This is a genomic window from Bordetella muralis (assembly GCF_054781015.1).
Map to the genome: position 1 here is coordinate 52536 of NZ_BAAGVF010000001.1, position 18862 is coordinate 71397.

Consider the following 18862-nt stretch of genomic DNA (forward strand, 5'->3'; position numbering starts at 1 on the left):
CGCTCCGGCCCCACTAAAATAATCACAACGTGCGGTAAGCTTACGGTAACGCTCGGTAGGGGATAGCGCGGTACGCGTTCGTACAACTTGATACATCATCCCCCGGCAGTATCAGGGCCGGAATGTGCAATAACTTCGGTTTAGTTCTGGCAAGTTCGGAAAATCATGCAATTTCATGTCCGTGGGGCAACGTCGGTTGCCCTGGGGCATTAGAGGAAAATCGTCATCATGGCATCGGTCAATAAAGTCATTCTCGTCGGCAATCTGGGACGCGACCCCGAAGTTCGTTACAGCCCGGATGGCGCGGCGATTTGCAATGTTTCCATCGCGACCACTTCGCAATGGAAGGACAAGGCCAGCGGTGAGCGCCGCGAGGAAACCGAGTGGCACCGTGTGGTGATGTACAACCGCCTGGCCGAAATCGCGGGTGAATACCTGAAGAAAGGCCGTCCGGTTTACATCGAAGGCCGTCTGAAAACCCGCAAATGGCAAGACAAGGACACCGGCGCTGACCGTTACAGCACCGAAATCGTCGCCGACCAGATGCAAATGCTGGGCGGCCGCGAGGGCGGCGGTGAAGGCGGCTTTGGCGGTGGCGGTTACGACGAGGGCGCACCGCGTCAACAGCGCGCCCCGGCCCAGCGTCCGCCGGCGCAGCGCCCGGCGGCTGCCGCAGCGCCTGCAGCAGGTGGCGCGGCTAACCTGGCCGATATGGACGACGATATTCCGTTCTAAATCAAAAAATCCCTTTTGCTGGGGTACAGGACCCGCGCCTTTCACGAGGCGCGGGTTTTTCTTTGGCACGGAGGCAGGCCGTGTCGATCGGTATTCGTTGTTTATTCAGGCGATCTCGTCTCTGCTGGCGTATGTGTGTCAGGCCTTTTTTGCGATTTCGGCGTCCACACGACCGCCGTGGCAATACCCGCCATCGCACCGGCGGCGACATACCAGGCGCCCGGCACCAGTTTGTAGGTGACGATGGCGGCCAGCAGGCTCACCAGCCACGGCACGGCTCGCCGCACGCCGCGCCACATGCCTCTGAGCATGACCAGAAACACTGCCGGAAAGGCCATGTCCAGGCCATAGGCCTCGGGATGGCCGAGCAGGGGCCCCAGTATTGCGCCCAGCGTCGTGCAGCCGATCCATGCCACATAGAACACTAAAGAGGTGCCCATGTAGTAGGCCAGGCTGAAGGCAGGCTCTATGCCCAATTGCGCGCGCCGCCGCGTATCGGCCATGGATAGCGCCCAACTGGCATCGGTCATCAGGAACAGTGAGGGCAGGACCTTGCGCTTGGGCAAGTGGCGCAAAAAGGGTGTCAAGGCCGCGCCCATGACCAGCATGCGGCTATTGACCAGGAATGTCACCGCCATGATCAGCAATAACGGCGGTGGCGCGGCCCACAGGCCTAGCGCCGCGAATTCCGAACCGCCTGCAAAGTTCAGGCCGGTCAGTAATGGGACTTCGAATGGCGTCAGTCCTTTTTGCGCGGCTTGCGCGCCCAGGACCAGGGCAAAGGGAATGATGCCGAACAGCACCGGCAGACTGGCAAGCGCGCCTGCGCAGCATTGGGCCCAGGGCGTGGCATGATCGGACAACGGTTGTACGGCGGCGCCTGGCTTTTTGGCGGTGGGCATGGGATGGCCGGTAAGTCGAAACGTTAGGGTGAGCGTCAGGACATGAAGTGGCGCAGCAAGGCGGCGCTGACAACACCGATCAGGACTGTGGGCAAGAGAGCAAGCCGCGTTGCGGCAACAACGGTCAGCGCCAGCGCGATCAGGTCGGAAGGCTTGTCAGAGACAAAGACCGGGGCAATGACAGCTAGCAGCACACAGCCGGGCGCGGATTCCAGCACCGCTGTGGCGCGCGGGCCAAGGCTGCGGTTGCGCAGCAGAATATAGCCGCCGATACGTGTGAGATAGGTCACGGATGCCATCAGGACGATGGCCAATAAATTCGCCGGGTCGATCATGAGAGGGGCTCGGTGCGCTTGCGTTAGGGTTAGGCACGGAATAGCTCATGATAACGGGTATGGGGTTTGCGCGCAGACCGGAAACTACACGCAGTTGAACGACTGGCCTTTATTCTTTACGACACGTCGAAGGCTTCGAGAATGAATGCTTCGACGCGCCGAAGGCCTTCTTTGGTTCCCATGAGTTCCAAGGCGCTCTTTCCTCTGAACTCGGTTCGGTTCTCGTTTAACCAGATCAATATCTTGTCATTGTTTTGAACGCAACGGCGCAGCAGCGACAGAATTCGAGTCAGGTGAATACCACGCACAAATGTTGAACTGCCGGCAGCGTTGTTCGAGATGGATTTAGGCGCTGCGAACCTGGTTGGATAGCGTGCCGCGTAGTCTCCGGGACGAGAGCCTCGGCAATCCGTGTTCTTGTATTGGCTGCAGCCCCAGAACGGCTTCTTGGTATTGATCCACACCATCGCATGACCGCAGATTGGGCAACTCGGCACTGCCTCTTTCGTATAGTCGCGCGTGCGGGGAGCTAGCGCGATGTATTCGACGAGTGCGGATGGTATTTCACCCTCCACGTACCATACGCCCTGTTCGGAATCATATTTTGCGCCGTTGGCTTCGGCGTATTTCCTATGTGCAATAGGGATCCAAAGTATCGTCTGCGTGGACATGCGAAGTCTCCTGATGTTTTATGAGTCGGCTGCACCGCGCGCGGCAATAGTGTGATCCGTGCTTGCATTCAGTCAAAGCACAAAGACGAATTGCGCCGAGCGGAACGGCACGTGAACTGAGTCAACGTGAGCAAAGGCTATTCCGCTCGACGGGATTTGCAAATGGGGGCTGCCAGAGTTTTCGCTATTACCAGACCGATCCGACCGCCTATCCGAAGGCGCTTCGGCACATTTGCTGGAAAAATTCTGGTAATGCGGGGTGAAGATCATCCAAACCGAGCTGTTTAGAGGCCTGAACTAATTCGGGTCTTAGGCGTTAGAGACAGCCTGAAAAATCGACGCGATACGAGACCAGTCTGATTGCTGATCATCTTTGCTGTACTGGACAATACGTGCCAAATTTCTGAATCGGCCCTCTAATCAAACGGGGCGATTCCGTCTACTACCACTCTTATAACCACCGTACCGAAGCGGCGGCGCCACGGCAATGAAAATTCCCAATCCCACTATCTGGCTTATGTTCTTGGTCGCGCTTAGCTCGCCCTTTCAGGGAGCGGCGGAGATAGCCAGTTGCGCCTCCGACTGGACAGCAAGCCCAGCGCAATTCGAAAGCGTCATCGAGTACGATGACATTCATAGCAAGGCCAATCCGACCGTTCACGTTTTGGTCAACGGCAAGATCGCTAAGATGATGCTGGATACGAGGGCCAGCGTGAGTATCCTGTGGGAGACAGCTTTGCTCGACGAAACTCCCGGCCCTGATGTCCATCGACTCGATGCGCATGTTGCCTCGGTCGATGCCCAGGCAGCTAAAGCAACATTGGAGGATGATCGTGGAAACGCTCTACGTCATGAGTTCCACGTAGTACGGGGCTCGGTTCTCGCTGCTGACGGTTATTCAGGGATTCTCAGCCCTCAAGCACTTGCACAAAATAACGCTGTTGTTATCGACTTGGAAAAGAACTGTTTTTTTACCAGTCCATCATTCGACATCCGTTCAGGCAGTGGTCTTGATGTGCGCCGAGGAGCCACTATTCCGAATCCGTACGGTGTCATGGGGATTCACGTCGAACTCGATGGAAGCAAGATTCCGTTGATCGTCGATACTGGTGCATCCGTGACCAACGTCCTTTCCTCATTAATCGACTCCAAACCGAAAGGGCCGAAGAGCGGCAGGACGATGGATATGTTCGGAGCCGAACTCCAGCAAGACGAATACATGCGTCTTATCGATCTGAGTATCAATGGGAAGATTTTCAGATCGCAGCCAGTTGTTCCCAATCCAACGATCAATGAGAGAGGCATCCTCACCTATGGGTATATCGGCATGGACATCCTAAAGGATCGTGTGATTTATCACGATGGGGCACGGAGCGAGTTCATCCTCATGACTCGAGATGGCGCTGCCGACAGATATGAGACTCGTGTAGAGTGATATCTGCGACAAGCGGCTCCAAATCGCCGGCCAATCGCTCACGCCAGCGCGCGGCAAACAGCCTGGGTCATCTCCGTGCAACTGGCTTTGCCGCCTAGATCTCGCGGGACATATTCGCCTTGTGCGAGCACCTTTTCCACGGCAGATTCGATGCGATGGGCGGCATCGCGCAGGGTGCCGTCATGATGCGTGTCTCCCAACCAGCGCAGCATCATCGCGCCTGAGAGGATCGTGGCCAATGGGCTGGCTGCGTTTTGTCCTGCAATGTCGGGGGCCGAGCCATGCGCGCCTTGGAACAAGCCGTGCTGGTCACCCAGTTCGGCCGAAGGCGAGAGCCCCATGCCGCCGATGGTGCCAGCGCCCAGATCCGAAATAATGTCGCCGAACATGTTCTCGGCGACGATCACATCAAAGGTGTCAGGACGCTTGAGCATGTGTACGGTGATGGCATCGGCGTAGGCGTAGTCGATTTCCACGTCGTCATAACTGCGTGCGACGTCATCGCATACGTTGCGGAAAAATGCGTAGCTGCGCAGGATATTGGCCTTGTCGCAGACGGTGACCCGGCGCTTGCCGTCGCGCGGCGCACCTCTTCGCGAACGCGCCAAATCGAATGAGAAACGCGCGACGCGCTCGATGCCTTTGCGTGTGACGACGATGGTGTCGGTGGCCAGTTCATCGCGCAGCACGATGCCGCCGCCGCGGCTGGCATAAAGGCCCTCGGTGTTTTCACGCACGATCACATAGTCGATCTGGCCGGGCTGGAAGTATTTCAGGGGCGAGTCCACGCCCTGGTACAGTCGGATAGGGCGTACGTTGGCATACAGATCCAGGCGAAAGCGCAGGCGCAGGTGCAGATCGTTGCCGACTTCGGTGCCATCAGGATAGGTCACTCCTGGCATGCCGGCGGCGCCGTGCAGGATGGCGTCGGCCGCTTTGCAGGCGGCGTAGGTGTCATCAGGGAGGACATGGCCGGATTTGACGTAATGATCGGCGCCGCCTTCATGGCTACTGAAAGACAACAAGTCGGACCCGCAGGCTTCTTTCAGCACGGTGATGGCGGATTGGCAGACTTCGGGGCCGATACCATCGCCGTCGATCGTCACAATTTCATATTTGGCCATTTGCTGCTGTCTCCTCATTATTGATTGGGGTGTGGTGTTTCTTGATTGCAACACTTGCACGGAGGGTCGGTTACGTCAAGTGTATGCGTGGATTGCCGCCTCTTTTACCGGTGTGGAAGGGCAGGGGTTTGCGGCGCGGCGAGCCAATATTGCGCATATTGAGCTACATTGGCGCCCTGTTTGCATAATCTCCTTAAAAAAGGAAACCACGATCTTGGCCGAGACCACAAGTCACCACGCCGTTGATACGAGCACCCAGGGCGATCCCGCACCGACCGGGCTGCGTCGTACGCTGGCTGCCCGCCACCTGTCCATGATTGCCGTCGGCGGCTCTATCGGCACGGGTTTATTCGTCGCCTCTGGCAGCACGATTGCGCAGGCGGGGCCAGGAGGGGCGCTGCTGGGCTATGTATTCATTGGCCTGATGGTGTATTTCCTGATGACCAGTCTGGGGGAATTGGCGGCCGCCATGCCGGTATCGGGATCTTTTGCCACATACGGCGCGCGCTATGTCGAGCCGGGCTTCGGGTTCGCGTTAGGTTGGAACTATTGGTACAACTGGGCGGTAACGGTAGCGGTGGATCTGGTTGCGGCACAGCTCGTGATGTCTTATTGGCTGCCCGATGTGCCGGGAATTTACTGGAGCGCGCTGTTTCTGGCCGTGATTTTCGGCTTGAACGCCTTGTCGGCACGAGGCTTTGGCGAGGCGGAGTTCTGGTTTGCCTTGATCAAGGTGATTGCCGTGATCGCCTTTATCGTGATGGGTGTGATGATGCTGCTGGGCATCATCCGTGGTGGGGAAACGGGCGGCTGGCAGAACTGGACTGTGGGAGACGCGCCGTTTGCCGGCGGGTTTGCGGCCTTGATCGGCGTCGCCATGGTCGTGGGATTTTCGTTTCAGGGTACGGAACTGATCGGCATTGCCGCCGGAGAATCCAAGGACCCGGCGCGTACTCTGCCGCGCGCGGTGCGCAGCGTGTTCTGGCGCATTCTGCTTTTCTATGTATTGGCGATCGGGGTGATTGGCCTCTTGATACCGTATACCGATCCGCAGTTGCTGCGTAACGATGTCACAGATATCAGTGTCAGCCCTTTTGCGTTGATTTTTGAACGAGCGGGCTTGCTCGCGGCTGCCTCGGTGATGAATGCGGTGGTGTTGACCTCGGTGTTGTCGGCGGGCAATTCTGGGATGTATGCGGCCACTCGCATGCTTTACGCTCTGGCATGCGAAGGAAAGGCGCCCAGAGTCTTTAGCCGCGTGGCCTCGAACGGCGTGCCGGTGCTGGCATTGCTGGCGACGGCGGCAGTGGCTGCGTTGTGCTTTTTGTCTTTTATCTTCAGCCCCAAGGCCGTGTATGTCTGGCTGTTGAACACGTCGGGCATGACGGGCTTTATTGCGTGGCTGGGGATCGCGATCAGCCATTATCGTTTTCGCCGGGGTTACGTTGCGCAGGGAGGTCGTTTGACGGATCTGCCTTACGTGTCGCCGTTCTTTCCCTTTGGGCCCATTTTCGCGTTTGTAGTCTGTCTCGTCATTACGCTGGGACAAAACTACAGAGCGTTTTTCGAGGACGATATTGACTGGATAAGCGTCGCGGCGACGTATATCGGTATTCCTTTGTTTTTACTGATATGGGCGGGTTATTGCCTGGCACGCGGTTCGCGGTTTGTGCGTTATGCGGACATGACATTTCCGTTGCGTCGAGTCCGCTAGGACGTCTGTGCGGCTCAGGCTTCGTCACCATGAAACAGGCTCTGCCCATGAGTGTGCAGCAGGTTGATGAGTTTTTCGGCAGCAGGCGAGAGGCTGACGTCTTTGAGATAGGTCAGCCCAAAATTTCGAACCAGCGTGGTAGCCGGCAGGGGGATCTCTCGCAGTTGTCCCTGGCTGGCGCTGATGGTGCGGCGTGATACGAAGCTCAGCAGATGCGTGTGGGCGATGACGCGGGGAATCAGGGGAATCGAGTTGGTTTCGATTTGCGCGTAGGGGCGCGCGAGACCTTGGGATTCGAACACCTGGTCCAGCCAGATGCGGCTGGCGACGGATACATTGGGCAGCGCCCAGCGGTAATGGGTCAGTGATTCCAGTGTCAGGCGTTTTCTGCTGCGGAAAATGGGATGCTGCGCGCCAGCTGCCGCGACCACGACATCTTTGAGCAGGGTGTCACAGACGAACTCGGCTTCCCGATCGGGCACGAATCCCAGCACCACGTCTAGGTTGCCGTCGCGCAGTTCAACGCGCGATTCGTAATTCATGCGGATCAGCAATTGCAGTTGAACATCGGGGGCTTCTTTCAGGAGCAGCTGTGAGATCGTGGGCAGCAGATACTCGGCGCCCAGAGGGCCGCTGCCCAGGCGCACCAGACCTGCTGTGCCACGACCGAGCGCGGCGACCTCGTTGCGTACGGCATCGGCTGTGCCCAGCAGCGGTGTGGCACGAGCCAGCAGAGCAGCGCCGGCCACACTGAGCCGTTGGCCGCGCCCTTCGCGCTCAAAGAGCTTGGCGCCTAATGAGGCCTCCAGCCGATCGATGGCCTTGGTGAGGGCGGGTTGTGAGCGGTGCACGATGTCAGCAGCCCGGCGGGTATTGCCGGCATGAGCCACAGCCACGAAATATTTCAGGTCGCGCAGGTCCATGATGATTACCTGTCAGAGAGTTCAAACCTTCAAATCGAATCAGTGGAGCCGTGGAAGACGGCCGCCAATTGATCGCTAAAAAGATTCAATTGATGAAAATTTTAAAGTAGACGGAATCAATTGGGCAGCCCAGAATGCAGAAAACTCAAGGAGACGGTTTCGTGACCTCGGCGCAACGCCCTATTGCCCCCACCGGCAGGCCCATCACCATTTTTGTAACGGCGCCCAAGCTGGCCCCTGCTGGGGTCGACGTCCTGCAAGCAGCGGGCGCCCGTGTCATTTATCTGCCTGCGGCGGACGACGTGCAAGCCGTACGCCACATCATGGCGACAGAGCCAGTGGACGCCGTGATTTCGCGGACCGTGGCACTCGATGCCGAGGCGATTGCCTCATGTCCAACGTTGAAGGTGATTTCCAAGCATGGCGTCGGGGTCAGCAATATCGACGTGGCGGCCTGCACCGAACGAGGTATTCCCGTGTATGTGACGCCAGGGGCGAATGCGCAATCCGTGGCGGAAATGACGCTCGGCTTGATGTTTGCCGCCGCGCGCCGCATTCATTGGATGGATAGTGAATTGCGAGGGGGGCGCTGGTCTCGCGCACAGGATGGTCTGGAACTGCATGGCCGCACCTTGGGATTGGTGGGATTCGGCCAGGTAGGTCAGCGTGTCGCTGCAGCATGTCTAGCGATCGGTATGCGCGTCCATGCCTACGATCCCGCATTACAGGGGCAGCCTTCGCCGTTGCCCGGTGTGACGCTGTGGAGCGATCTGGACGATATGCTACCGCATTGCAATGTGGTCAGTTTGCATGTTCCCTTGAATGCACGTACGCGCAATTTGTTTGATGCGGCGCGTTTGGCGCGTTTGCCGAAGCAGGCGGTGTTGATCAACACCGCGCGAGGTGAAGTGGTCGACGAGGCAGCGCTGATCCAGGCGCTGCAGGACGGTCAGCTATACGCGGCAGGACTGGACACCATGGCGGTCGAGCCGTTGCCCGGGGGTAGCCCCTTGATCACGTTGCCGAATGTGGTGCTGACACCGCATGTAGGCGGGTCCACGCCCGCTGCCTTGGCTGCGATGGCCACGGGCGCTGCGCGCAATGTGTTGGGGTGGCTGGCGGGGCAGCCGGCGGATGCCTCGGCCTGCGTGAATGCGCAGGTGCTCAAGGCTGCGTCGGCTGTGTCGGCGTAGTGCGCCACGACGTTGTACTTCTTTCTTACTAGGATATTTCATGAGCACGGACACCACGATTTCCTGGCCTGCTGGCTATCGCATCAACCCGCGCGACGCGGGCCCTTCGGCAGAAGTGGTCAGCGGTTTTCAGGGCTTGCCTGCAGCTGCGATCGGCGATGCGATGAGCCGTAATGTCGGGACGGTAGGCCTGCGTCAATATCATGCACGTCTGGACACGACGATGTGCGGTCCGGCGTTTACCGTGCGTGTACGGCCGGGCGATAATCTGATGATCCACAAGGCCCTGATGATGGTAAAGCCGGGTGACGTGCTGGTGATTGATGGCGGCGGCGATGTGACGCAGGCTTTGGTAGGCGGGTTGATGCGTACGACTTGCGTGGCCAAAGGCGTGGCAGGCTTGGTGATTGATGGCGCAGTGCGCGATCTGACCGAGTGGGCCGAAGACGGCATGCCGATTTTTGCGAAAGGCCACACGCATCGCGGCCCGAGCAAGGATGGTCCAGGCGAGATCAATGTGCCCATCAGCTGCGCGGGATTGGCAGTATTGCCAGGCGACCTGATTGTGGGCGATGCTGATGGTGTGATCGCTGTCCCGAAAGATCAAGCCGAAGACGTATTGGCGCGCACGCGCGCTCATCTGGAAAAAGAAGCGCGCATTCGGGAAAGTAATCGTACGGGCTCGGCAGACCCCGAGCGGTTCGATGCAGTGTTGCGTGCCAAGGGCCTGCCGGTTTGATGACTGGCGTGTAACGACAGACCCGCGATGAGCCGAGCTCAGGCGAGCGTATCGTGCCAGGTATCCGAGGGCGCGAACGGGTTTGCTTTTAAAAGAAAATGATACGGAGACGTTTATGAATCGACGCGATTTTCTGCAGCTAGCGGCTGCCGGTGCAGCAGGAGCCACGCTGCCTTGGGCGGCGCAGGCCCAGTCCAATAATTGGCCGACGACCGTCATCAGGCTGATCGTGCCTTTCCCGCCGGGAGGCGGTACGGACACGGTGTCCCGTTTGGTGGCAGAGAAGCTCACCGTCTCGAAAAAGTGGCAACTGATCGTAGACAATCGTCCGGGCGCAGCGGGCAATATCGGATTGGATCAAACTGCCAAAGCGAAGCCTGACGGCTATACCTTGGCGATGGCGCAGACATCGAACATGGCCATCAATCCGGCCTTGTATCCCAAGATGCTGTTCGATCCGCTGAAGGACCTGAAGCCGATTGTCCAAGTATGCGCGCAACCGGTGGTCCTCGTGGTGCGTAAGGAGTCACCCTTCAAGACACTGGCAGACTTTATCGCGGCAGCCAAAAAAGAGCCGGGCAAGTACACCATGGCGCAAGCCGGCATGGGCACGGTAGGCCATCTGGCGGGGGAAATGCTGACGCGTGAAGCAGGTATCGACGTGATGCAAGTGCCTTACAAAGGTGCGGGACCAGGGATGAATGATTTGATGGGCGGCCAGGTCGACACCTATTTTGGCAGTGCGGCATCGGTCATGCCACAGCTGCAGGCGGGCGCTGTTCGGGGCTTGGCGACGACGTCCGCCAAGCGCTTGACGGCTTTACCTGATCTGCCGACGGTGGCAGAACAAGGTTATAAAAATTTTGAAGCGACCACGTGGCTGGGACTGGTCGGGCCGGACGAATTGCCAGATGATATTGTCAAGCAGGTCAACGCTGCCGTTGTGGAAGTCATGTCGAGCAAAGAGGTGCAAGAGCGTCTGGAAGCCGAGGGCAACGAACCCAACGCTGGAACGCCTGAGGCATTTGCTACGCTCATTCGTAACGAGTACGACAAATGGGGCAAGTTGATTCGCGAGGCCAATATAAAAATTAGCTAGCGAGTATGCACCAGGGGCCCACTTTCTCTATGCGTACGTATGATGCGCATGGGGATGGTGGGTTTTGCTGTTTTCACCTTATTGAGGAGACATGGAATGAAAGTATCGATTTCTGGATTGGCCGGCAAGCGTGTCGTACAGCTGAGTGCGATGGGACTGGCGCTGGCGACGTGGATGATGCCTGCGGCGCATGCGGCCGATGCTGCGTATCCGAACAAACCCATCACGCTCATCGTGGGGTCGTCGCCAGGGGGATCGAATGATGTGTTTGCGCGTGCCATTGCCAAGCACATGGGCGATGCGTTGAAACAAACCGTCGTGGTAGAGAACCGCCCATCGGGTGGCGGTGTGTTGGCGAACTCGCTGGTCGCCAAGGCTGCGCCGGACGGCTATACGCTGGGTATGGTGTCTTCTACGTTCACCACGGGCGCGGCGATCCGCACCAACCTCGGCTATGACGCGGTAAAAAGCTTTACGCCGGTAGCGATGATTGCCCAAGGCCCGCTGCTGATCACCATCAACAAGGACCAGCCTTTCAAGACGATTCAGGAACTGGTGGCTTATGCCCGCGAAAACCCGGGCAAGTTGAACTACGGGACATCGGGCATCGGCAGTATCAATCAGTTTTCGACGGAGCTGTTTTCGCAAGCGGCGAATATCAAGATGACGCATGTGCCCTACAAGGGCATGGGGCCTGCGACGAATGATCTGATCGGCGGTCAGATCAATGTACTGGTGGCGAGCGCGCCGTCGATCCTGGGACAGGTGCAAAGCGGCAATGTGCGCGCTTTGGCCGTGACAACCGCGCAGCGTTCGCCGGTGGCGCCGGATCTGCCGTCTTTGGAAGAGGCAGGCTACAAAGGCAGCGCGACGGATTTGTGGTGGGGAATTCTGGCACCGGCCAATGTGCCCGCTGACGTGACTGAACGCTTGAACAATGTCATCAACGAAGCGCTCAAGAGCGACGATATGAAGGCGTTCCTGCTCAAAGAAGGGGCCGAGGCCGCGCCGATGAGCTCTGCTGCGTTTGGCAAGGTGATTGCTGACGAACTGGCCAATTGGAAATCGGTGGCCGAGAAATCGGGCATTCAGCCGGAGTAAGGGCCAGGCAGGTGTGCCAGCTTGAATGCTATGCGCGCCTGCGCTTTGCTGCGGTGGGTTCGGTCGCCAGGATATCGGTGATCTGCCCAATATTGCTCAGCGTGCTTTGCAGATGTTCGCGCAAGGCCTGCGATGCGTCGGCGTTGCGGCCTTGCTCCAGTAATTCCAGGATGTGCAGGTGCTGTTCGCAATGCTGTTTGTAGCGTTTTCGATCGCGCATCGATCGATAGGACAGCAGGCGGCGTACGCGATTGACGCGACGTACGGTGTCGATAAAGAACGGATTGCCTGAAGCCTCTACCAGCGATTCGTGAAAGCGCACGCCACGGTCATGGAGCTGATCTGCGGTATCGGTTTCGATGCCGCCTGCCAGCAGGTGCAGTTCAGCCTGGCGGCAGCGTGCCAGGATGGCGGGGTCCAGGTGGTATCCCGGCTCAAGTAGTGCGGCCGGCTCCAGTGCCAACCGCAGACGATAGGACTGCAGCAATGCGTCGGGCGTGTGCATCATGCCGGAGAACTCCCAACCGTAGCCAGGACGGCGTTCGGCCCAGCCTTCGTTGGCAATGCGTCCCAGGATAGCGTTCAATTGCGCCGGCGTCAGCTGATATCGCGTGCGCATTTGCGTTTCGGTAAAGGCTGCCGGCAATTCCCCGTGCAGCAGATCGTCGGCGATGCGAAAGTAGACGTTGGTGAGGACGTCGTGTTCTTGTAGCCCCAATTCTGCCGCCAACTCGTCGGCGCGCGCAGGGACGGCTTGAGCGACGAAGTAACCGCGATTGCGTTGCCGGCTCAACACCCCTTTTTCGTGCAGTTGCTGCAGCGCCTCGTTGATCGGCGAGCGTGACACCCGCAGCCGGTCGGCCAGCATTTGCGCAGGCAAATGAGCACCGACGGCCAGGCCATCCATATGGATGAGTTCAACGATCTGTGCGGCGAGGGATTTTTGCGGAGTCATGCTCGGGACTGTAGCGCAGAATCAGTCCGCCACCCTATTCGAAACGGGGTGTGCCGCCAAGGTGTCGCGCAAGATGGCGGGGATGACGCCGCCGACAGCAAGCAGGTCCACTTCCAGTTGAGTTTCTACCGCGGCGCGCGCGCTGAAAGCGGTGATCGAACCGTTTTGGCGGTGGATGCGTACCGCAATGTCGCAGCGCGGCGTGATCGCGCTCGCGGGCGCGTCGATCTCGATACGGTCGCCGGATTGAATCTGCAGGGCGTCGGGGCCATGAGTTGCCGGCAGGCGCAGCGGCAATATACCCATGCCTATCAGATTGGAACGGTGGATACGTTCGAAGCTCAGCGCCAGGACGGCGCGGATGCCGAGCAGCCGCTGGCCCTTGGCCGCCCAGTCGCGGGAAGAGCCGGTGCCGTAGCGTTCGCCTGCAATCAGGACGAGCGAATCGCCCGCATTACGGTAGCGCTGTGCGGCCTCCCAGAGCGGCAGTACGTCGCCTGTGGGCGCATGCCGCGTGTGCGCCACGGGCGCCTCTGGACATAGCAAGTTGACGAGTGTTTTGCTGTGAAATGCCGCGCGCAGCATGACTTCCCAGTTGCCGCGGCGTGATGCGAAAACATTCAAGTCGTCGCGATCATCACCGCGTTCGACCAGAAAGTCCGCGACCAGGCTGTCGGCAGGAATGGCGCTGGCCGGCGAGATATGGTCGGTGGTGATGTCGTCGCCCACGACCAGGAGCGGATGCGCTGTGTAGTGTCCCAGTTGACTGCCTGCGTCGGTGGCAGCAAAGGGCGGCCGGCGCAGAATCGTCGAAGCTGGGTTCCAGGGAAACTGAGGCGATGACGGCGCATCGAGTTGCTGCCACAACGGATTGCGCTGCGCGATCTGAAAATCTCGCCGGAAATCCGCTGCGTCCAAGCCGGCCTGAAGACAAGCCTGAATCTCTGCGTGGGTGGGCCATAGGTCCTGCAAATAGATGGGCTTGCCGTCATCAGTGTGCCCCAAGGGATCACTGCCCAGATCCCGCTCGGCGTCACCGGTCAAGGCATAGGCAACGACGAGCGGCGGCGACATGAGAAAACCCAGATCCAGGTCAGGGTGAATGCGGCCCGGGAAATTGCGATTGCCGGACAGCATGGCGACAGGATGGATGTTGCCCGCTTTGGCTGCTTGCGTAATGGCCTCAGGCAAGGCGCCTGAGTTGCCGATGCAGGTGGTGCAGCCATAGCCCACGATATCAAAGCCCACGGCCGACAGATCGTCGATCAAGCCCGCGCGCTGCAGATAACTGGCCGCGGCAGGAGAGCCGGGCCCTAGAGACGTTTTGACCCAATGAGGAACTTTGAGGCCATGGGCGCGCGCCTTGCGGGCGACGATACCGGCAGCCATGAGCAGGCCAGGGTCGGTGGTATTGGTGCAACTCGTGATGGCTGCGATGGCGACGGGATAACGCGGTAGATCGGTGTGGGAGTCCGCCGGCTGAAATGCCAGCACGTCGAGCGTCGCTGGTACCTCGCGGTAGTGCAACAGGTCTTGCGGGCGCCTCGGACCAGCGACGTGCATGCCGATCTGGTCCAGTGCAATGTGCAGGGTGCGCGTATAACGGGGGCGGGCACAGGGATCGAACCATAGTCCTGTGCGTTGCACGTAGCGGCGTACATGTTCGATGGTCGACTCGGATCGGCCGGTCTGGCGCAGATAGGCCAAGGTATGCTCATCAACGGGAAAGTAACCGGTGGTGGCTCCATATTCCGGGGCCATATTGGCCACGACAGCGCGTTCGCTGGCCGACAGGGTAGAGACGCCGGGGCCGTAGAACTCGACGAATTCACCGGATACCCCCAAGCCGCGCAGCTGTTGCGTGACCGTCAAAGCCAAGTCCGTGGCCAAGACCCCGGGCGGCAAAGCTCCGTTGAGCTCGACACCGATGACATCCGGGATACGCAACATCGTGGGCATGCCGAACATCACGGTCTGCGCTTCCAGGCCGCCTACGCCCCAGCCGAGCACGCCGATGCCGTTGACCATGGGGGTATGGCTGTCGGTGCCGATCATCATGTCGGGCACGAGCCAGTCCTGCCCGTCGCGTTGATCGACTTGCACGACCGTTGCCAATTGCTCCAGGTTGATCGTGTGCATGATGCCCGTGCCAGGCGGGTTGATGCGCACGCCCTCCAGGGCCTGTGAGGCCCAGCGTAGAAAGCGATAACGCTCCTGATTGCGGCGGATCTCATGGCCGATGTTCTGCGCCGCGGCGTCGCGCTGGGCATAGGCCTCGACTGCCAGGGAATGGTCCACGGAGACATCCACCGGTAATCCGGGATTGAGCACCGCTGGGTCGACGCCCGCCTCGGCCAGGGCATCGCGCATGGCGGCGATGTCTACCAGGGCAGGGGTGCTGGTGGTGTCGTGCATGAGCACCCGGCCCGGCTGAAATGCGATCTCTGCTTCGCTCGAGCCCGTCTGCAGCCAGTCAAACAGCGCCTGTATTGCGCTGTCCCGCTCGCTGCCCTGCATATTGCGCAGCGCATTCTCCAGCAGCAGACGCAGCACGACGGGGAGCCGAAAGTACTCGGCGCCAAATGGGCCAGGGAGGTCGACGATGGCGTAGGTTTGCGATCCGATAACCAACGTGGCCGGGTTGGCAGGGGGCAAGTGGGCAGGTTCCATGGAATCCATTATTGCATTTTCAATTTAAAAAATGCAATATAAAAAACGGTCACCGCAATGGCCGCCTCATCCTTATCAAAAAAAGCCATATTGGAGACGTGCATGTCCATTCTTCGTAAATTTCATATGCTGGGGCTGCTGGCGTTGGCCGGGTTGGTGGGACATGCGCTGCCGGCCTCTGCTCAGGAATACCCCAGCCGCCCCATCACGCTGATCGTGCCGTTTTCGGCCGGGGGCGGCGTCGACGTCATGGCCCGCCTGCTGGCTGAAAAGCTGCGCGATTCTTTGCATCAGAACATCGTGGTGGAAAACAAGCCGGGTGCCAGCGGGATGCTGGGGGCGCAGTTTGTGGCCAGAGCTCCCGCCGATGGCTATACCTTGCTGCTAGGGTCGGCAGGCGAAACGGCGATCAATCCATACGTGTACAAAGCGCGCATGGCATATGAGCCCGAAAAGGACCTGGCGCCGATTTCGCTCGTTGCGCGAGTACCGAATGTGCTGGTGGCTGGGCCGTCGCTGAAGGTGAACACCGTTGCCGAGTTGGTGGCCCAGGCCAAGGCTAATCCGGGCAAACTGACCTATGCGACAAGCGGCGTGGGCAATCCACAGCACTTGAACGGGGCGTTGCTGCAATCCATCGCCGGCGTTGAGATGGTGCACGTCCCATATAAAGGCGCAGCCGGGCAATTGGCGGATGTGGCAGGCGGGAATGTGGATATGACGTTTGTCAGTTACGCCGGAGCTAAACCGTTCATCGATGCGAATCGGGTCAAGGCGCTGGCGGTGACGTCAGCACAACGGGCGAGCTTCGCCAAGGACATTCCCGCTATCGCGGAAACGCCGGGGCTATCGGCGTATCGTCTGGAGAACTGGTTTGGCCTGTTTGCGCCTGCCAAGACACCCGAACCGGTGCTGGCGCGTATCAATCTGGCCGTGACGGCTGCGTTGAAGGATCCGGAGTTGGTGCAGCGCTTGCGCGATCAGGGCGGCGAAGTACAAGCAATGTCTGTCTCTGAGTTCAAGCAATTCATTCAGCACGAGAGCGAGCAGTACAAGTCGATCGTGACGCAGGCCAATATCACGGCTGAGCATTGATCGGGAGACGTCATGTACGCCTATGTAGGAAGCCGCACGACGCGTGAGCGCAATGCGCGAGGCGAAGGGATCAGCGTGTTCAAGGTCGATCCGGAAACGGCGGCCTTGCAGCGGATTCAGTTGTTGAGCGGATTGGAAAATCCGTCCTTTCTGACACTGAACGCGCGCGGGGATCGATTGTATGCCGTGCATGGCGATACGACGCGGGTGAGCGCCTATGCTGTCGATGTCGGCAGCGGGATGTTGAGGGCGTTGAATACCGAACAGACACAGGGCAAGAATCCGGTCGATCTTGCCGTGGATCCCAGTGGAAAATATCTGGTCGTATGCAATCACATAGGCGCGAGTATGGCAGTGTTGCCGATCGCCGAGAATGGTTCGCTGTTGCCATTGATGCAGCTTGTGCAGGTGCAGGGCGCTGCTGGCCCGCATCGTATCGAGCAGCCGCATGCCAAACCGCATGCCTGTCCATTTTCGCCGGATGGCCGATATGTGGTGGTGCCCGATAAAGGGACTGACCGTGTGCTCTCGTTCCGTTTTGACGAGGGCCGGTTGTCCGCGCCGCCCGTCGAGGTGGTGGCACGCGAAGCCTCTGGGCCACGCCATATCGCGTTCCATCCATCGGCGCAGTATGCGTATTGTGTCAACGAGCTGGATTCGACGGTGACAGCGTATCGCTACGACGCGAACACCGGGTCGTTGAATCCGCTGCAGATCCTGTCGACGCTGCCTTCAACGTTTACCGGCAACAGCCGCGCGGCTGAAATCATAGTGAGTGATGATGGGCGCTACGTCTATGCCTCGAATCGCGGGCATGACAGCATCGCCGTGTTTCGTGTCGATGCGGCGACAGGGATGCTGACGTGGATGGACGCCCATGCGTCCGGAGGGCGAACGCCGCGTTATATGACGTTCTTGCCTGGTGGCCGTTTCATGTACGCGCTGAATGAAGATAGCGACAGCATCGTGGCGATGCGAGTGGATGGGGCAACGGGCCAGTTGTCGCCGGCCGCAGACCTGGTGACGGTGGGAAGCCCGGTATGTATGATTTTCTCGCGTGGTCGCGATTGACGGGCCGCAGCGGGTCAGCGTTTAAACCCGCACCAGCTTGCCGCATGGTGATTGGCCAACACCGCACATCGCCTGCATGATGTTGGCCGTCGCTCAGAGACTACTTGACGTTCAGATGTTTCGCGAACGTCGCGGGATCGGTGTTGGTGCCGCAGAGCAATACGCCGACTCGTTTGCCTGCCAACTCGTCTTTGAGTTTTCCTGCCAACGCTGCGGTCGCCGCAGCGCACGCGGGCTCGGTCGCAAGTTTGAGTTGATCGAACAGCAGCCGCATCGCGCCACGCAGATCATCATCCGAGACGGTGACGAGACGGTCGACGTTCTGACGGCACAGGTTATAGCTGTATTGCTCGGTATGAGGCGCCATCAGGCTGTCGGCGATGCTTTGCATGGGGCCCATCTTGATGGGGCCATTGGTGGCAAAACTGCGATGCATGGCATCGGCGCCCTCGGGTTCTACGCCGATGACCTGGCATTGGGGATCGAGCAGTTTGATTGCTGTGCTGACACCTGCCATCAAACCGCCGCCGCCGATGGGGACGATGACGGCGTCAAGCTTGCCTGCCTGTTGCAGCCATTCGTAGCCCAGCGTCGCGGTGCCCAGGACAGTGCGATAGCCGTTAAAGGGGTGGACGAAGAATCGGCCTTCTTCGCTTTCGATACGGCGTACTGTTTCAAATGCAGAGGGGCCGTCTTCGGCGAGGACCACCTCGGCGCCATACTGCCGGCATAGGGACACGCGGGCAGGGCTTGCCGTTTTGATCATGACGACCTTGGCGGGAATTTCCAAACGCATGGCGGCGTACGCGACCGCGACGGCGTGGTTGCCGGCAGAGACGCAGGTGACGCCAGCGTTGCGCTGAGCTTCGTCAAGCGCAAGCAGATTGGAAAATGCCCCGCGCGCCTTGAACGTTCCGCTGGCTTGCAGCAATTCGAATTTGAAGAAAACGTCAGTGCCTGCGACAGGATCAAAATCGGATTTTGCAACGACAGGCGTCGTGCGTACCCAGCGTTGAAGTTCGCCATGCAGCTCGGTGATGGCGCCTAGATCCGGAATGGGGAAGGTTTCTTCAGATGTGGTCATGGTGGTTTCCTATGGT

At 59.3% G+C, this 18862-nt stretch carries 17 protein-coding genes; 9 read left to right on the forward strand and 8 right to left on the reverse strand.

Features of this window, described 5'->3' with window-relative positions; translation table 11 throughout:
- Window positions 1–228 precede the first annotated feature (228 nt).
- On the forward strand, window positions 229–735 hold the full coding sequence (ssb, locus tag ACYVIT_RS00310) for a single-stranded DNA-binding protein (protein WP_094823885.1): 507 nt from the start codon (window positions 229–231) through the stop codon (window positions 733–735).
- Between the two features lie 101 nt (window positions 736–836).
- On the opposite strand, the gene ACYVIT_RS00315 is transcribed toward ssb, so the two are convergent.
- The 3 genes from ACYVIT_RS00315 to ACYVIT_RS00325 form a co-directional block, all read right to left on the reverse strand.
- On the reverse strand, window positions 837–1637 hold the full coding sequence (locus ACYVIT_RS00315; RefSeq protein ID WP_415806942.1) for an AzlC family ABC transporter permease: 801 nt from the start codon (window positions 1635–1637) through the stop codon (window positions 837–839).
- Between the two features lie 35 nt (window positions 1638–1672).
- Window positions 1673–1972 carry an AzlD family protein gene (locus ACYVIT_RS00320; protein ID WP_094823883.1) on the reverse strand — a complete coding sequence of 100 codons (300 nt, stop codon included), beginning with the start codon at window positions 1970–1972 and terminating at the stop codon, window positions 1673–1675.
- Between the two features lie 116 nt (window positions 1973–2088).
- Entirely contained in the window at window positions 2089–2643 is a 555-nt protein-coding gene (locus tag ACYVIT_RS00325) for an MbcA/ParS/Xre antitoxin family protein (RefSeq protein ID WP_415806943.1), read from the reverse strand.
- Window positions 2644–3130: 487 nt separating this feature from the next.
- Between ACYVIT_RS00325 and ACYVIT_RS00330 the strand changes: the two genes are divergently transcribed.
- Window positions 3131–4078, forward strand: a complete 948-nt coding sequence (locus ACYVIT_RS00330; protein ID WP_415806944.1) for a hypothetical protein — start codon at window positions 3131–3133, stop codon at window positions 4076–4078.
- Between the two features lie 38 nt (window positions 4079–4116).
- Here the strand turns inward: ACYVIT_RS00330 and ACYVIT_RS00335 are convergent, their stop codons facing one another.
- Complete coding sequence (locus ACYVIT_RS00335) at window positions 4117–5202, reverse strand: isocitrate/isopropylmalate dehydrogenase family protein (protein ID WP_415806945.1); 1086 nt, start codon at window positions 5200–5202, stop codon at window positions 4117–4119.
- 214 nt (window positions 5203–5416) lie between these two features.
- Here ACYVIT_RS00335 and ACYVIT_RS00340 point away from each other — a divergent pair, with 214 nt between their 5' ends.
- Window positions 5417–6916 (forward strand): amino acid permease, encoded by a 1500-nt coding sequence (locus ACYVIT_RS00340; protein ID WP_415806946.1) that lies wholly within the window; start codon window positions 5417–5419, stop codon window positions 6914–6916.
- A 14-nt stretch (window positions 6917–6930) separates the two neighbouring features.
- On the opposite strand, the gene ACYVIT_RS00345 is transcribed toward ACYVIT_RS00340, so the two are convergent.
- Window positions 6931–7839: a LysR family transcriptional regulator gene (locus tag ACYVIT_RS00345; protein ID WP_415806947.1), complete on the reverse strand. Its 909-nt coding sequence runs from the start codon at window positions 7837–7839 to the stop codon at window positions 6931–6933.
- 134 nt (window positions 7840–7973) lie between these two features.
- On the opposite strand from ACYVIT_RS00345, the gene ACYVIT_RS00350 reads away from it, so the two are divergent.
- The 4 genes from ACYVIT_RS00350 (at window position 7974) to ACYVIT_RS00365 (ending at window position 11971) form a co-directional block, all read left to right on the forward strand.
- Window positions 7974–9032, forward strand: a complete 1059-nt coding sequence (locus tag ACYVIT_RS00350; RefSeq protein WP_415806948.1) for a hydroxyacid dehydrogenase — start codon at window positions 7974–7976, stop codon at window positions 9030–9032.
- A gap of 40 nt (window positions 9033–9072) precedes the next feature.
- On the forward strand, window positions 9073–9771 hold the full coding sequence (locus ACYVIT_RS00355) for an RraA family protein (protein WP_415806949.1): 699 nt from the start codon (window positions 9073–9075) through the stop codon (window positions 9769–9771).
- A gap of 115 nt (window positions 9772–9886) precedes the next feature.
- On the forward strand, window positions 9887–10870 hold the full coding sequence (locus ACYVIT_RS00360) for a Bug family tripartite tricarboxylate transporter substrate binding protein (RefSeq protein ID WP_415806950.1): 984 nt from the start codon (window positions 9887–9889) through the stop codon (window positions 10868–10870).
- A 96-nt stretch (window positions 10871–10966) separates the two neighbouring features.
- Window positions 10967–11971, forward strand: a complete 1005-nt coding sequence (locus ACYVIT_RS00365; protein WP_415806951.1) for a Bug family tripartite tricarboxylate transporter substrate binding protein — start codon at window positions 10967–10969, stop codon at window positions 11969–11971.
- A gap of 28 nt (window positions 11972–11999) precedes the next feature.
- On the opposite strand, the gene ACYVIT_RS00370 is transcribed toward ACYVIT_RS00365, so the two are convergent.
- On the reverse strand, window positions 12000–12926 hold the full coding sequence (locus tag ACYVIT_RS00370; RefSeq protein WP_415806952.1) for a GntR family transcriptional regulator: 927 nt from the start codon (window positions 12924–12926) through the stop codon (window positions 12000–12002).
- 21 nt (window positions 12927–12947) lie between these two features.
- Window positions 12948–15596 carry an aconitate hydratase AcnA gene (acnA, locus tag ACYVIT_RS00375; RefSeq protein ID WP_415807032.1) on the reverse strand — a complete coding sequence of 883 codons (2649 nt, stop codon included), beginning with the start codon at window positions 15594–15596 and terminating at the stop codon, window positions 12948–12950.
- A gap of 102 nt (window positions 15597–15698) precedes the next feature.
- Here acnA and ACYVIT_RS00380 point away from each other — a divergent pair, with 102 nt between their 5' ends.
- Window positions 15699–16691: a Bug family tripartite tricarboxylate transporter substrate binding protein gene (locus ACYVIT_RS00380; RefSeq protein WP_415806953.1), complete on the forward strand. Its 993-nt coding sequence runs from the start codon at window positions 15699–15701 to the stop codon at window positions 16689–16691.
- Between the two features lie 12 nt (window positions 16692–16703).
- Entirely contained in the window at window positions 16704–17762 is a 1059-nt protein-coding gene (locus ACYVIT_RS00385) for a lactonase family protein (protein ID WP_415806954.1), read from the forward strand.
- A 100-nt stretch (window positions 17763–17862) separates the two neighbouring features.
- Here ACYVIT_RS00385 and ACYVIT_RS00390 read toward each other — a convergent pair whose 3' ends face one another.
- Window positions 17863–18846, reverse strand: coding sequence for a threonine/serine dehydratase (locus ACYVIT_RS00390; RefSeq protein WP_415806955.1), 984 nt, complete (start codon window positions 18844–18846; stop codon window positions 17863–17865).
- Window positions 18847–18862: the final 16 nt, after the last annotated feature.

Bases quoted from the DNA above. Each gene is read 5' to 3' on its own strand.
- ssb (WP_094823885.1), top strand. From the start codon at position 229: ATGGCATCGGTCAATAAAGTCATTCTCGTCGGCAATCTGGGACGCGAC.
- ACYVIT_RS00315 (WP_415806942.1), bottom strand. From the start codon at position 1,637: ATGCCCACCGCCAAAAAGCCAGGCGCCGCCGTACAACCGTTGTCCGAT.
- ACYVIT_RS00320 (WP_094823883.1), bottom strand. From the start codon at position 1,972: ATGATCGACCCGGCGAATTTATTGGCCATCGTCCTGATGGCATCCGTG.
- ACYVIT_RS00325 (WP_415806943.1), bottom strand. From the start codon at position 2,643: ATGTCCACGCAGACGATACTTTGGATCCCTATTGCACATAGGAAATAC.
- ACYVIT_RS00330 (WP_415806944.1), top strand. From the start codon at position 3,131: ATGAAAATTCCCAATCCCACTATCTGGCTTATGTTCTTGGTCGCGCTT.
- ACYVIT_RS00335 (WP_415806945.1), bottom strand. From the start codon at position 5,202: ATGGCCAAATATGAAATTGTGACGATCGACGGCGATGGTATCGGCCCC.
- ACYVIT_RS00345 (WP_415806947.1), bottom strand. From the start codon at position 7,839: ATGGACCTGCGCGACCTGAAATATTTCGTGGCTGTGGCTCATGCCGGC.
- ACYVIT_RS00350 (WP_415806948.1), top strand. From the start codon at position 7,974: ATGCAGAAAACTCAAGGAGACGGTTTCGTGACCTCGGCGCAACGCCCT.
- ACYVIT_RS00355 (WP_415806949.1), top strand. From the start codon at position 9,073: ATGAGCACGGACACCACGATTTCCTGGCCTGCTGGCTATCGCATCAAC.
- ACYVIT_RS00360 (WP_415806950.1), top strand. From the start codon at position 9,887: ATGAATCGACGCGATTTTCTGCAGCTAGCGGCTGCCGGTGCAGCAGGA.
- ACYVIT_RS00365 (WP_415806951.1), top strand. From the start codon at position 10,967: ATGAAAGTATCGATTTCTGGATTGGCCGGCAAGCGTGTCGTACAGCTG.
- ACYVIT_RS00370 (WP_415806952.1), bottom strand. From the start codon at position 12,926: ATGACTCCGCAAAAATCCCTCGCCGCACAGATCGTTGAACTCATCCAT.
- acnA (WP_415807032.1), bottom strand. From the start codon at position 15,596: ATGGAACCTGCCCACTTGCCCCCTGCCAACCCGGCCACGTTGGTTATC.
- ACYVIT_RS00380 (WP_415806953.1), top strand. From the start codon at position 15,699: ATGTCCATTCTTCGTAAATTTCATATGCTGGGGCTGCTGGCGTTGGCC.
- ACYVIT_RS00385 (WP_415806954.1), top strand. From the start codon at position 16,704: ATGTACGCCTATGTAGGAAGCCGCACGACGCGTGAGCGCAATGCGCGA.
- ACYVIT_RS00390 (WP_415806955.1), bottom strand. From the start codon at position 18,846: ATGACCACATCTGAAGAAACCTTCCCCATTCCGGATCTAGGCGCCATC.